Annotated in this window: 10 protein-coding genes; all 10 read left to right on the forward strand. The window is 49.7% G+C overall.

Annotated features, from left to right (window positions below):
* Positions 1 to 44: 44 nt before the first annotated feature.
* A complete protein-coding gene (locus CXU21_RS02260) occupies positions 45 to 1730 on the forward strand; it encodes an Hsp70 family protein (RefSeq protein WP_102724898.1) in 1686 nt (561 codons plus the stop codon).
* Positions 1731 to 1742: 12 nt separating this feature from the next.
* Positions 1743 to 3416, forward strand: a complete 1674-nt coding sequence (locus tag CXU21_RS02265; RefSeq protein WP_102724899.1) for an Hsp70 family protein — start codon at positions 1743 to 1745, stop codon at positions 3414 to 3416.
* A gap of 49 nt (positions 3417 to 3465) precedes the next feature.
* Positions 3466 to 6168, forward strand: a complete 2703-nt coding sequence (locus CXU21_RS02270) for a zinc ribbon domain-containing protein (RefSeq protein WP_102724900.1) — start codon at positions 3466 to 3468, stop codon at positions 6166 to 6168.
* A gap of 4 nt (positions 6169 to 6172) precedes the next feature.
* Positions 6173 to 7135, forward strand: a complete 963-nt coding sequence (locus CXU21_RS02280; protein WP_146016915.1) for a hypothetical protein — start codon at positions 6173 to 6175, stop codon at positions 7133 to 7135.
* Between the two features lie 7 nt (positions 7136 to 7142).
* The gene (locus CXU21_RS02285) at positions 7143 to 8798 is read left to right on the forward strand and encodes a type IV secretory system conjugative DNA transfer family protein (RefSeq protein WP_102724903.1); all 1656 of its coding nucleotides are present in this window, start codon (positions 7143 to 7145) and stop codon (positions 8796 to 8798) included.
* Between the two features lie 10 nt (positions 8799 to 8808).
* Positions 8809 to 9345, forward strand: a complete 537-nt coding sequence (locus CXU21_RS12085) for a hypothetical protein (protein ID WP_146016916.1) — start codon at positions 8809 to 8811, stop codon at positions 9343 to 9345.
* 9 nt (positions 9346 to 9354) lie between these two features.
* The gene (locus CXU21_RS02295) at positions 9355 to 10407 is read left to right on the forward strand and encodes a DUF2974 domain-containing protein (protein ID WP_102724905.1); all 1053 of its coding nucleotides are present in this window, start codon (positions 9355 to 9357) and stop codon (positions 10405 to 10407) included.
* A gap of 338 nt (positions 10408 to 10745) precedes the next feature.
* Positions 10746 to 11957, forward strand: coding sequence for a hypothetical protein (locus CXU21_RS02300; RefSeq protein WP_102724906.1), 1212 nt, complete (start codon positions 10746 to 10748; stop codon positions 11955 to 11957).
* A gap of 12 nt (positions 11958 to 11969) precedes the next feature.
* Entirely contained in the window at positions 11970 to 12764 is a 795-nt protein-coding gene (locus CXU21_RS02305; protein WP_102724907.1) for a vWA domain-containing protein, read from the forward strand.
* Between the two features lie 293 nt (positions 12765 to 13057).
* Complete coding sequence (locus CXU21_RS02310) at positions 13058 to 14122, forward strand: virulence RhuM family protein (protein WP_102724908.1); 1065 nt, start codon at positions 13058 to 13060, stop codon at positions 14120 to 14122.
* The last annotated feature ends 18 nt before the right edge of the window (positions 14123 to 14140 follow it).

Consider the following 14140-nt stretch of genomic DNA (forward strand, 5'->3'; position numbering starts at 1 on the left):
TTTTCCTCTGCCATCCATTCCATGACATCACACATATTTTCATTATGAGCGAAAACACTAAAATCAAAGTATACGGTATCGATCTGGGTACCACGTATTCCGCCATTTCCCATGTGGGCGACAGCGGCAATGTTGAAATCATCAATAACCCGGACGGCGGTTCCATTACAGCTTCCGCCGTCTTCTTTGAAGATGGCGGTATTGTCGTCGGGGAAGGTGCCAAGGAATCCGCCTATACCGATCCGGATAACTTTGTCCACCTGATCAAGCGTGAAATGGGAACAACCTGGCGTAAAACTTTCCTGGATAAGGAACATTCTCCCGAATCCATTTCTTCCCTCATTCTTAAATACATGGTGAAAGGCGCTGAAATGAGCGGCCACGAAGTAAAGGATGTCGTCATCACGTGCCCTGCCTATTTCAATGAAGCCGAACGCATGGCCACGAAAGCAGCCGGCGAACTGGCAAAACTCAATGTACTGGCCGTTGTGGACGAGCCCATTGCCGCAGCTATTTCCTACGGAATGGGGATAACCGGAAACGATCAGGGAGAAACACAGGAGACAAGGCAGATCATCGTCTATGACCTGGGCGGCGGTACGTTCGACGTGACCGTCGTGGAGATTTCTCCCAAGGGAGTAAAGGTCATTTGCTCCGATGGAGATCACAAGCTGGGGGGGGCTGACTGGGATGCCGCTCTGCGTGACCTGTTGCTTGAAAAGCTTCTCATAGAAAACCCCGAGGCAGGTGACCTGATGGCCGACCCGGAAACCAGGGCTGCCTTGATCACGACAGTGGAAAAGACAAAAATGAGTCTCAGCCAGAAAGAAACAGCTACTGCCCGCATTACCTGCTGCGACGGCAGCAAGAGCAAGGTGAGTGTGACTCGGGAGGAATTCAATGAAGCGACTCAGCCTCTGCTTAACCGTACGATAGAATTCACGGATGCCATGATTGCCATGGCTCGTGAAAAAACAGGTGTGGAAAAAATAGATGAATTCCTGCTGGTCGGCGGTTCTACCTATATGCCGCAGGTGATGGAGATGGTTAATAGCCGCTACAAGGACACTTTGAGGGTAGAGCCCAAACTGTATGAGCCCAACCATGCTGTTTCCAAGGGCGCTGCCCTCTATGGGAATAATAAGGCTATCAGGGATCTTTATGAAAAGGTTCTTAAAGATCTGAAGGAAAAAAATCCCGATACCCCGACAGGAAAACTCGAAGACGAGGCAAATAAGAAAGTTGCAGACGAATTTTCGTTGGCACCTGAAACGATTGAAACTGCGGTTAACACCGAGATGATTACGGTGGCTTCCAAAAGTATCGGTATTCGGGTGAAGAACAAGGAAGGTAAATTTGTCTGTTACAACCTGATCGAAAAACAGAATGAAGTTCCTTGTAACAATACTCAAACTTTCCCTGTTTCTGCCGCTAATGCAGCCACTCTGCCTCTCATCGTCTATTCCAATAACATTGTGGGAAAACAGGCGGATCTGGACTGTTGCCTGGAACTTGGTAAAGCAACCATGGAATTGACTCCCGGCTTGCCCGCAGGGGCTCCTATTGAAGTAACATTCGCGCTGGATCCTGAAGGCCGGCTCGAATTGACTGCCCGGGATGTTACTAATGACAAGAAAATTGTTGTGCCCTTCCAGGTAGAAGGAGTCCTCAGTGAAGAAGAACGGAAAAAGCTGGAGGAAGTTGTAGCCGATCTGGAGATGGTCGATTAACCAACATAAATCATGAACAGGATAGCCGTGGGAATTGATCTGGGCACAACATACAGCTGTGTGGCATATGTGGGCAGGGATGGCCGACCCCAGGTTTTGCTGAACAGTGAAGGCGAACGCACGACGCCTTCCGTTGTCTGGTTCGATGACGATCGAATTGTCGTAGGCGATGAAGCCAAGCAGGAGGCTTCCATGAGTCCCGGCGAAGTGTGTACCTTCATTAAACGCGAAATGGGTTCGGAGAACTACCGCTTTTCCTGTTCAAAGGGTTCTTACAGGCCGGAGCAGGTCTCGGCCTGCATTCTGCGTAAACTGGTGAATGATGCGTCCGAGCGTCTGGGTCAGGAAATTCAGGATGTGGTTATTACCTGTCCGGCCTACTTTTCCCATCAGGAGCGCGAAGCCACCAAGGCGGCCGGGGAGATTGCCGGCCTCAATGTTCTGGAAATACTCAATGAGCCCACTGCCGCCGCCATGGCCTATGGACTCACCCAAAACCACCATGCCGAAGAACGCAATATTCTGGTCTACGATTTGGGTGGAGGAACCTTCGACGTGACCATTATTAATGTTTCCCCCAAGGGACTGAATGTAGTCTGTACCGATGGCAATCATCACTTGGGTGGAAAAAACTGGGATGAAGTCATGCAAGGAATGCTGGTGGACCGTTTGCAGATGTCGTCGGAAAGCGCAATCGACCTCTTGTCTGACCCTGCCGCCAGTCAGGATATGCAGTTATTAGCTGAAAAGGCCAAGAAAACACTTACATCTCGTACAGAGGCACAGGTTTCCTATAAATTCGAAGGCGAAAAACTGTACGCCCACATCACACGTGAAGAATTTGATTCAGAGACGGAATCCCTTCTTCAAAGTACAATCAGTGGAACGAAACGCGCCCTGGATATTGCCCGGGGAAAGGGAGTAAACAGAATCGATGAAATCATTCTGGTGGGAGGCAGTACCTACATGCCTCAGGTTTCCGTTGCAGTTGAAAGAGAATTGGGGATTACTCCCATTTCCTATGATCCGGACGAATCGGTAGCCAAGGGTGCAGCTATCTCCGCACTGGCTCATCTGATGCGCGAACAGATTGGAGATGGATTCACTCTGGAAACAGACGATACCGGTGAATTTACGCTGGAAACGGAAGGGAAGCTTCAGGAGTTGGCGGATGACAGCGGATTTACCCTGGAAGCGGTCAGCAACATACTGACTCCATGTTCCAATGTATGCAGCCGCAGCTTCGGTCAAATTTTACTCCGTTACTCCGATAAGGTGTCGCGTATTTATAACCTCATTTACCGGAATACCAACCTGCCTGTCGAAGCAAACATGCCCAGTTATACTATTGAAGACAATCAAAGTACCGTACATATACAAGTAGTGGATAATCTGGTTGAATATCCAGCCACACCCGAAGAAGAGAGAAAACTCAATAGAGAAGGAATTGATCCCAACGACGCTCGTCTCATCTGGGAAGGAAATCTGCCTATTCAACCGGGACTCCCGGCTGAGTCTCCCATAGAAACCGTTTTCAAGCTGGATGAAAGCGGGCTGCTCACCATCTTCTCACGGGATCCTGCCTCCGGTCAGGAAATCAAAGGAGAAGTTCAGACGGCTTGTACAATTCCGGCGGAACAACTGAACGCCATGCGGAAAGAGTTGGAGCGAGTTACCATCGAATAACTTCTCTTTTGAGAGTTTTCCACTCACTTTATTTCCTGCTGAAACGGATATGAAAAAAAGAAATTATTTTGAAATCCTGAATTTATCCCTTGATCCTCTGGAGACCAATGTTGACAACGCAATGGCCAGGCTCAAGCAATGCACTGCCGAGTGGAGTAGTGCCCCTCAGGATGATGTTTTGCGGAAGACATGGATGGAAGCCGTTCCCGAGATGGAAAAGGTTCTTTCAAATCCTCAATCTCTTCAAAAGCAGGCAGAAGAAGCCCTGAAGAATGAACAAAAACGGGTCAAAAATTTCCTGCAAAATGCCGCTGTCGACGGTCAGATTTCCAGGGCAATCTTCCGGAACATCTGCAATAATGTACAGCTGGAAATAGATTCGGTTTCCTCTCTTGCCGATGAACTGGGCATTGTCATCAGCAGTCAGGCGGTTGACAAATCATGTAAAGCTCTCAGTGTCCCTCCCAAACCGGCAAACAGTCATCCCGTACATCTGATTTCTGCGTCTCGTGATATTCAGAAATTGAAATGTTGCCTGGAAGCTGCGGGAAAAGCTAGTATTTATGAGTATCTGAATTGCAAGAATTCTCTTTCGCCCGAGCAACTGCTCAAAATCAATTCGGATAAGAGTAGTGAACCCAACAAGGGAGGATCCGCCAATAATCCGGTCAATACTATTAAGGTAGAGGTTACGACTATTGGCGCCAAATACTTCAAGAACGAAGAATCAAAGAAACGTTACGATTACGCATGGCGGGGGCAGGAAATTTGCGAACGTGTGTTTGCTGCCTTTCCAAACTATGTGGAGGGTTCACCCGGTACCATATCGCCCATATACTACACCAGGTTATACGATACCCTATGCGCCGAGGGGCTGGATGCCGCAGACGCGCAGTGGCTGGTATACCGCCGGTGTTGTCAGGGCAAGGACAAAGTCCCTTTTCCGTGGCAGGAACAATTTACGGAGTGCCCGAAGTGTAAGTCCAGAAATGAAGCCAACAGCAGCCGATGTTCTCAATGCGGTGAATTATTCCGTATCATGTGCCCGAAATGCGGAAAGTTCATTCAGGCCTCAAGCTCGAAATGTCATTGCGGTACTCGCTTTGATGCTGCCCGGAAAGTGTATGAAAGTCTGGAAAAATGCGGAAATAATCTCAAGGGAAGCAGTGAAGAACTAGATACGGCTCAGAAAGAAATACAAGGAATTCTGCGTTCCTTCCCGGATTATGTGCCGGCCCGTGCGCTTCTGGATGAACTGGGAAAAGCCAGAACAGCCAAATTGCTGGATACGCTGGAACCTCCGGTCATCAAGAGTGTGCGGGCATCAGGAAAAGAGCTGGAAATCGTCTGGATCAAGGCTCGCCATCAAGGAAATGAACTTGACCGCCTGCCGGATGCCAACGGTACTCCGATCAATTACATGCTGCGTCGCAAACGCAATGGGATTCCCGTTAGTCCGGATGATGGGGAAGAGCTTGGCGGCAGTGTGTCCTCCCCTTGTACGGACAAGCTGGCAAAACCTGGCGTGGAATATGGCTATGCCGTTTTTGCCGTAGTGAACAAGCGCATTCTAAAGAGCCTTGCGGGCGGCAAGGGCATGGTGCTGCCGGAGGCGGATTTCCATATTTCCATGGGGGATGGCAGCGCCCGGCTCACATGGTGCGCGTTACCGGCAGGATGGTCTGCCGCTCTCATCCGAAAAGAAGGGGGAGAACCTAAATCCATCAATGATGGCACACGCCTGCCGGTTGATGGAGGCAGTAACAGTTTTCATGATACCGGATTGACCAATGGCCGGCAGTACGGATATCTGCTGGTATTGTATGGCAGCGGACACGAATTAAACGCCCATGGTTCCGGTACGCCTCAACTTCCCCCGCCGAGACTGGAACTTGACCAGTGGAATTACAAATGTTTGGGAACAGATATCCGTATTCATTGGGAACTGCCTTCCGGCGCTGATGAAGTGCGCTGGATGGTTTCCGACAAAGTGCCGATTACCCCAGGCAGCATAGTAACAGCCAATCGTTTCAAAACAGTCGGAGAAACCGACAAGGATGCCCAGGTTACCATACTTCGAGAAATCAATCTCTGCGGGAAGTTCCTCATTCCTCTGGTGATCAAGGGTGATACTGCTCTCATATGTACGGGCCGGCACGGCGGATTGCAAAATCTTCGCCTGCGCAGAAATCCAGGCCGAATATACCTCCAATGGACCTGGCCGGAAGGCTGCAGTGAAGTGACCGTGGCCTATGGAAACAAATCATTTGCGGAAAATCTGGATGATTTGAATGCCAATGAGATACGTACTTGCAAACGCAACGGCTCCGAACAGGCACATGAGCTCATTATTCCCGTCATGGAAGACAAGGATTATTATTTTTCCGTTTTCATGCAAGTGGGGAGTACGTCCTCTTCAAGCTGGTCTGCCCCACGCAACGTGTATTCTCCCGCTCCGGGCGGAGGGAACAGGGTGAACTGCCGGATAGCTAAACGTGGTCAAGGGTGGGTATTTGAAGTAAAAAGCAAAAAAGGCATTCCTGCCATGGAGGTACGGTGCGCTCGTCGCGTATTTCCTCTTTCCAGACAGGATGGGAAGAAAGCTCTGGCAGTTGAAGCCTCCGGACAATCCCGGGCATCAGTCTCCATTCCGGATAACATGGTTGCAACCGGTAATTGCTTCATGCCCTTTGTATCTGAAGACTCACACTATGATTTGATTTTCAATCGCAAATCTCTTTCCATAGAATAAACATATGGCTGGCGAATTATATTGCCCACATTGTTACAAGCAAATCAACGACAAGGAGTTGTTGTTTTTCAAACCTTCTTGCGGAGATAAATTGCCTCCCCCCACCCCTTCCGTTTTGCAAAAGCTGGGAATCGGCGGTACACCTTCAAGCATTTCATGCACCAGAAATAACAAAAGTACCTGCAAGATCTGCGACCGTATCCTGTCATTCCGTGCGTGCCCGATTTGTAAAGGGGGCATATCGGCTAACAGAGAGGGCAAGCCGCTCATCATAGCCATTGCCGGTACGGCCGGTTCAGGAAAAAGCAGTTATATCCGCGCTGTGATCAATCAACTTCGCAAGCTTAGTGAGATATGCGGCTGGACGATTATGGAACAAGATGTTGGCTCAAGCAAAAATTCCATGTATCTGATTCGTAAAAAAAAGTCAGACAAGGGCCGCCTGATCGTATTTGCCGAAGTCACCGAAGAGAAGCTTTCTCCCGCCCTCATGACAGCGCTTTCGGGTATTGTTTGTCTTGTAGATCCTTTGCAGGTTGAAGCGCTGCGGAATGAACTGGAAATAACCAACATCGTTTTGCCGCCTCTGAACGGAACGGAACCCCATCGTATCCTCCTGAAAATGAGTCGTACATGTCATACAGTACCGCTGGCTGTTGCCGTTTCCAAACTTGATACATTGGCTTGCCCGGACATCAATTACACAGGCCGTTGGAGACTGAAAACAACCGAACGTCTGGTATGCCACGATAGCTCGTACCGAGGCTCGCTTGATCAGGAAGAAATGGAAACGGTGAGTTGTGAAATGGAAAGTTGGGTGGCAGCGGCTGATGTGAACATTATGGAAGCCTGCAAAGCATTCACTCGAAAGCTTTTCTTCGGCGTCAGCACAAAGGAGCCGGCTTTGCGCGTAGAAGATCCTCTTCTGTGGATTTTTTCACAGAAGAGAATGACGGGAATCAAATGATATACGTATGGCCAATAAAAATACAGACTGTTACGGGAGCGCCCGATGGGCGAATGCTCACGATTTGGCAGAGGAAGGCCTGTTTACTTTCCCCAATTTCCAACACTCGCCGGATTGTTTTATCAACAGCCGAATTCGACGGGACTTTGTGGAACGGGAACCGGCTAATCGTTGCATGGTGCTGGGACGTCTGGTCAATCCGGAAAAACTGGTATCCGGCATACGTCAGGGCTATGAGGCTTCCATGGGTTCACTGATGTCCGGTTTGTTCAGCCTGATCAGCAATGGACATGAAAATCAGCTTTTGGGGTGGTCAGGTGATGGTCATATCATTACAGTGGCTCCTACACGTTCCGGCAAGGGCGTAGGTCTGGTAGTTCCGAATCTGTTGCACTATCCCGGCTCTGTACTGGTCATTGACCCGAAAGGGGAAAATTACGCCATTACGGCTGACTTCCGCCGCAAAATGTTCCGTCAGGAAATCATTTGTCTGGATCCTTTCCATGTGATGACGGAAGAAACGGACAGCATTAACCCGCTTGACAGCCTTGTCGACTATCGGAAACCAACGTCTACCTATCTCACCCAAAATCCGGAATTGGGCGATATCGCCGCCAATATTGCCGATGCCATCATTGTGCGCGATGCCGGCGCCAAGGATCCGCACTGGGATGATAAGGCCCGTACCCTGCTCAGAGGACTTATTCTTGCCGTTATCTGTGGGAAAGGTCCGCACCGCTTGCGTCATCTGTCCGAAGTACGGGAGTTACTGGCTCAACCTTTCCACGTCATTGGGAATTTCATTCTGGATGCCATGTGCCAGGATAAGGTTGCTGTAGGAGGGTTGCTGAGCCGTGCGGGCAATGAAATCCTCTCCACCGGCAATGAAGAATTAAAGAGCATCATATCCAATGCCCTCAAGCACACGGAATTCCTGGATTCGGGGCTGGCCTGCAAATCTCTGGGGGATATGAATGACGGTGGTATCGGTACGTATGACCTAGCCGATCTCAAAAACATAGGAGGGGTTTCCATTTATATGATTATTCCTCCGCAGCATCTGGTACGCTATTCGCGCCTTATTCGTCTGTGGGTCACGATGGCCATGTCCGCCATGACCAGGTGCAGCCGGAAACCGGTAGACGGATGTCCTGTTCTCTTCATGCTGGACGAAATGGCCCAGCTGGGTTCTTTGCCCATGATGAAGCAAGCGGTGAGTCTGCTGGCCGGATACGGCATGAGTATCTGGATGGTATGGCAGGATCTTTCCCAGCTTAAAGCACTGTATGAACACGACTGGCCTACCTTTCTGGCAAATGCCAAGATTCAGCAGTTTTTCGGTATTAACGATCACGAAACGGCCAAGTATATCTCCGAAATGCTGGGGGCGGCCACCATAACCTGCAAATCCGTTTCTCACAGTCAAAGCGGCAAGTTTACGGAATTTGTCAAAAATAAGAGTGAAAGCGAATCATTTTCGGAAATTACACGAAAACTTCTCAATCCAGACGAAGTTCGTCGTCTGAATCGCGAAGCTGTGCTCACTTTCGTCCAGGGTATTCCTCCCATTCTGGCGGAACGCCTTACTTATTACAGCGATCACATGTTCTCTGGAAAAGCTTCCTCCAACCCCTATTTTAGCAACAATTTCACAAGAAAATAAACAGACAGCCATGGAAATGAGAGAACAGGCAGAAGATCGTTTACGTGAATGCGAAGAAAAACACAAAAATCTCGAATCTAAACGCAATGCACATCAGGATAATTTTCCGGATGATGGACGTCCCTTCAACGAACGCCTCGAAGAACATCAGAAAAAGCTTGAAGAACTGAATAATGAGGTGGAAAAGGCCAAACAGGAGGAACATGAAGCCCAAATGGAACTGGATCGTGCCAAAGCCATGGAGCAAAAAGCCCGGCAAGAGAGCATGGAAAATCGAAAGGAAATGAACCAGGGCCGGGAAGACGACCACACGGAACAACAGAGATGGGAGGAGGAACAACGTAAGACTCAAGAGGCAAAGGAAGAGCAATATCGTCAGTGGCAGGAGGAATGCCGTGAAAAAGAGAGAGCCAGACAACATGAGGAAGCCGAGAAGGAACGCCAAAAGGAACGTGAACGGTTTCAACAAGATCGCTTTCGGGAAGAAAAGCAGGGACGTTTCGAAGAGAAGGAACGCAGCCGGGAACAAGAGGGACGAAGCAGATAATTGAATGCTATGGGTATTTTTGCCGTATTTGCCCGATTAATCAAATTTTTCGGGTCAACCGCGTTCACGCTCTTAAAGCTACCTTACCAGATCATATCAAAGAGCTTCGGGCCGTTTGTCGCATTTTTCCTGTACATTCCTATGATGTTGATCGTCTTTGGAGTTTTTATCAAACTCTTTGAACAGGAAGTAGTAGACAAATCGCCCTGGAACTCCATGACCCTCTTTCATACTCTTCCTTACGAGGAGCGGCAGGAATTGATTGATATGACGGAAATGGCTTCCTTTGTCTATCTGGATGCGAACGCTTGGGGCAATGATTTAACTCGTCTGCAGGACAAGGGATATTTCCTTCTGGAAAAACCGAACCTGAACGATGGGGGATTGACCTATGCCTTGATGGCCAAGGCGAATCGTTCTCTGAATTCCCCCTATCCCGGCAACCTTGAAATAACGAATACGGTCTATATTCTTTTCAGGGGCAGCATGACTCTTGCCGATGCCTTGGACGATGGGCAAATGATTTTTTCTGATGAGAAGCTGGAACACATGGGGCGCTTTACAGTAGCCTTACGAGTTACTCGCGAACTTCTGGGAAAATATCCCAAACACCAGTTTATTCTTGTCGGGCATTCTCTGGGAGGAGCCACTGTTCAATATGTGCTAAGACACATATCTTCCTCCAGACTCAAAGGCTATACAGTCAATCCCATTGGCCTTCCCGGTAAAATTGGAATTATTCATGAAAAAGAACGCCTCGTGGATATCGTACATGAAGCTGATATCGCTCAAACCATTATGCTTGATTCTCGTCTTGTGGGGAGCGGCATCCTTGTTCGCGGCCATTTTACCAAACAATCTGACGGAACATGGACTCCGGATTTTTCATTGCTGAGTGCTGCTTCACAGCATTCTGTGAATAAGACATTGAAGAATATGATTGCCCAACATACAGGTACTTATACCCCACCAGACAACAACCAGATTACCCAACCAAACTCCGGAGGAATCAAGGCTCCTGTGAAAACAAATTTCAGAGAAGCGCTCGGCGATACTCTTTAATTCGTTTCCCCTACCGCTTCACCTCTCTGATAGGTTAATTCGGAAACTTATCAAGTAAACTCTGGGATCGAAAGGAGTACAGAGTAGATTTTTTCGGATGAAAAAATACTTTTTTTTAAGTTAACAGCTTGGAAGGGGTTATTTGTTTCAGGAGGAGTCGTGTAAATTTTATGAAACGTCCCCAATCTGTGTACACGTTCAGTCCGTTTTTAGCCTTATTTGACAAGGTATTTCTGTCATACGGATCACACAATGGACGGCCCATTTGGCCACTTTGTAAAACGGAAATATCGTGAGTTATATATAATTGATACAATACCAATACATTGTGTTAATTTATGCCTATCTACACACTCCACCATCAGGTGAGGCGGCTGGATGAAGAACTCTGCGGCAATGGCAGGAAGTACTCGACCGAAGATGTTCTGTTCTCAGGCCGGGGGAAACGAATCGTTCTCGGGAAGCTCATTGCGGAAGGAGGTGAAGGTTCCGTCTTCACTGCCCATGCCGCATCGGCATCACCACTTGTAGCGAAGCTCTACCACCCGAACCAACGGATGCGTTGGCGCGAACAGAAGCTTCGGCTGATGTGTTCCCGGCCTATTCGTTCCCCGTGGCGTGAGATCCTGTACGACGAACTGCGGCGCTTTGTCGGCGTACTGATGCCCCGGGCGGACGGTGTTCCGCTCGGGGCTTTCGCGTTTCATGCGGAGCTGTTGCAAAAACAGTTCCCATCATGGACTCGTTACGATCTGACCAGGCTATGCCTGAACCTGTCGGAATCAGTCCATACTCTGCATCGATACGGTGTCGTTCTAGGTGATCTGCATCCCGGTAACGTGATGGTTTCTCCTGATGGCTCCGTCTGCTGGGTGGATGCTGACAGTTTCCAGATCGAAGACTATCCCTGTTCCGTCGGCACGGAACAGTTCCGGGCACCGGAGCTTCACGGCAACTTCGGAGACTTCCTCCGCACCCGCAGCCACGATGCCTACGCCCTGTCCGTCCTGCTCTTCATGACATTGGCTCTCGGCCTGTCTCCCTTTGCCCGGCAAGGCAGTGAAGAAGACATGCTGGAGTCCGTCGGGAAGGGAGTGCTGCCATACCCGTTTGCTTCGTACAAGCCTCCGACGGGATTCTACCCGCCCGATACCCCCGGACGCTATGTCTGGTCGTATCTCCCCCGCAAGCTCCGTGATGCCCTCGGTCACAACTTCACCTGTGTCCAGCGTCGCGATTTGCGTCCACGCGTCATACCGGGGTATCTGGCGCGTTGTTTGCAGCAATACCTCAGGGATATGGAGCCGGACGGCAGAAGAGATCATCCCATTTACCGGGAGATTCTGCATGACCGCCCCTGTCCACCCCGCAATCTGATGGAACAGATGATACCCAACATCTGTACGGACTGCGGGATTCGCTTCCGGGAGGCTCCAGACGATGTCGCACGGCGTTTACGGCAATCTCATGCCAAATCTTTATGCAAGCTCTGCATACGACGTCGTAGCGCGTTGAATCAGGCATTCCGGAATTCAACCACCAACCATTAACTCGAATTAACCATGTCTATATCATCATCGACACACCCAACCAGACAGGAACAGCTCGCCGCCATGCGCGAGTTCGGCAACAACACCAACGCCCGGCTTCTCGTTCTCTTCCTGCTGGATGCCAGCAGCAGTATGAACGGCATTATCCGGGGCGACAACCAACACATCCTGCGTCAGGAGCACTCCGACGGAATCAACTGGAATATCGTCACGGGAGATAATCTCGTCACCCGGATGGATGAACTCAATACTGGTCTTCAGCGGTTCGTCAGCGACATTCTCGCCGATCCTTTGGCAAAACTGGCCGCTGACGTAGCAGTGATCACATTCGCCCGGACAGTGGCGACGGTGAAGGAGTTCGGTCCGATCCGGGAATCTGACAGTGAGCTTAGGATCACCGCGTCGCAGGAGGATGAAACGCTCTTGGGCGAAGCTGTTGAACTGGCTCTGGCCGAACTCGACAGTCGCAAACGTATCTATCGGGAACACGGAGTGGAATACTACCAGCCCTGGCTCGTCGTGATGACAGACGGCGTACCGACGAGTACCCGGCATCGGGAATTGCAGGAACGCCTGAAAGAACTGTCGGCCAGTCGCAAGCTCAGCGTGTTCGTCTTCGGTATCGGTCGTGCTGACCTGTCAGAGCTCTCCTGCATCAGCCCGGTCCGTCCTCCCATGCAGATCAACGATCAGAAGTTCACGGAACTCTTCTCATGGCTGAGCCGCAGTGTCCGTATGGTCAGTATGTCCATGCCGGGTGACGGGGTATCTCTGACTCCTCCCACGGAGGATGTGTGGCAGGTGTAGGACAGGGAACATCAGAAAGTCTCTCTCATGGGGGCTTTCTTTTAGTTACGACAGAATCGCAAGAAAATCAATTGTCGCAAAATTTGCGACAGTTCAAAACTTTCACATTGGGCATAGCTATAAATCTTGTCCCGTTCTTTTCGTTACGATTCCTTTTGATGAAAGTCGTCAGATGATGTGAGCTTTGAGCTTTGCATGCATGTCAGTTTTGCTATGCTCCATTAGGCTTGTTGTGCCAGAATGATTGTCATTATTCGGGCTGCAATATGGATTGATCGAAAAGAAGACAAGGTATGACCCATCTACCAACAGAAGATGAAAATCCGGTTCCCGGAGAGTTGCTATTGTATACTTCTCCGGATGGTAAAATCCGTCTGGATCTTCGCATCCATGATGAGACTTTGTGGATGACTCAGCAGATGATGGCTGAACTGTTCCAGACAAGTAAACAGAACATCGGGCAGCATGTTGCGAATATTCTGCAAGAAGGTGAGCTTCAAGAGGATGGAACTGTAAAGGATTTCTTTACAGTTCGATTCGAAGGGAAACGGAAAGTGAAACGTTCTGTTATCTTCTACAACCTCGATATGATCATTTCCGTCGGTTACCGGGTGAATAGCATACGGGGCACTCAATTTCGCATATGGGCGACCCAGCGCCTGAAGGAATACATGATCAAGGGATTTGCTATTGATGACGAACGCTTGAAGAACCCGCCGATTCCCGGAACGACACCGTTGCCGGACTACTTTGATGAATTGCTCGAACGTATTCGGGACATTCGTGCCAGCGAACGGCGCATGTACCTGCGCATCAAGGATGTTTTTGCCATGGCGGCTGACTATATGCCGTCCGGAAAGGAAACGACGGAGTTTTTCAGCTCGATTCAGAACAAACTGCACTATGCCATTACCGGACACAGTGCTGCGGAATTGATGATGATTCGGGCAGACGCATCAGCGCCCAACATGGGGTTGACCAGCTGGGTTGGAGACCGAATCCATGTCAGTGATGTTACGGTCGCAAAGAACTACCTTAACGAGGAAGAAATCAGCGATTTCAATCGTTTGACCTCCCTGTGCCTGGACTTTGTCGAGGATCAAGCAAAGAACCGCCGTGAGATATTTCTGCATGAGTGGGAAGACAAGCTTAACGAACTGCTTCGTCTCATGGGAAGGCGTGTACTGAAAGGCAAGGGGCAGCGGTCAAAGAAGCAGGCCCAGACGCATGTTCGGGGGCAATACCGGCTTTATGAGGAACGCCGCAGGCTGGAGGCTGAACATCAGGCGGAACAGGACTATGTGAAAGAACTGGAGCAGGATATCAAAAAGCTGGAGAATAAGAAGGGCCGCAAGTAATTTTCAGCCCCAGGCCGT

The organism is Akkermansia muciniphila (assembly GCF_002884975.1).
Classification (GTDB): Bacteria; Verrucomicrobiota; Verrucomicrobiia; order Verrucomicrobiales; family Akkermansiaceae; genus Akkermansia; species Akkermansia muciniphila_C.

What these genes read in the sequence shown, in the direction of transcription:
- CXU21_RS02260 (WP_102724898.1), top strand. Translation starts at nt 45, where the DNA reads ATGAGCGAAAACACTAAAATCAAAGTATACGGTATCGATCTGGGTACC.
- CXU21_RS02265 (WP_102724899.1), top strand. Translation starts at nt 1,743, where the DNA reads ATGAACAGGATAGCCGTGGGAATTGATCTGGGCACAACATACAGCTGT.
- CXU21_RS02270 (WP_102724900.1), top strand. Translation starts at nt 3,466, where the DNA reads ATGAAAAAAAGAAATTATTTTGAAATCCTGAATTTATCCCTTGATCCT.
- CXU21_RS02280 (WP_146016915.1), top strand. Translation starts at nt 6,173, where the DNA reads ATGGCTGGCGAATTATATTGCCCACATTGTTACAAGCAAATCAACGAC.
- CXU21_RS02285 (WP_102724903.1), top strand. Translation starts at nt 7,143, where the DNA reads ATGGCCAATAAAAATACAGACTGTTACGGGAGCGCCCGATGGGCGAAT.
- CXU21_RS12085 (WP_146016916.1), top strand. Translation starts at nt 8,809, where the DNA reads ATGGAAATGAGAGAACAGGCAGAAGATCGTTTACGTGAATGCGAAGAA.
- CXU21_RS02295 (WP_102724905.1), top strand. Translation starts at nt 9,355, where the DNA reads ATGGGTATTTTTGCCGTATTTGCCCGATTAATCAAATTTTTCGGGTCA.
- CXU21_RS02300 (WP_102724906.1), top strand. Translation starts at nt 10,746, where the DNA reads ATGCCTATCTACACACTCCACCATCAGGTGAGGCGGCTGGATGAAGAA.
- CXU21_RS02305 (WP_102724907.1), top strand. Translation starts at nt 11,970, where the DNA reads ATGTCTATATCATCATCGACACACCCAACCAGACAGGAACAGCTCGCC.
- CXU21_RS02310 (WP_102724908.1), top strand. Translation starts at nt 13,058, where the DNA reads ATGACCCATCTACCAACAGAAGATGAAAATCCGGTTCCCGGAGAGTTG.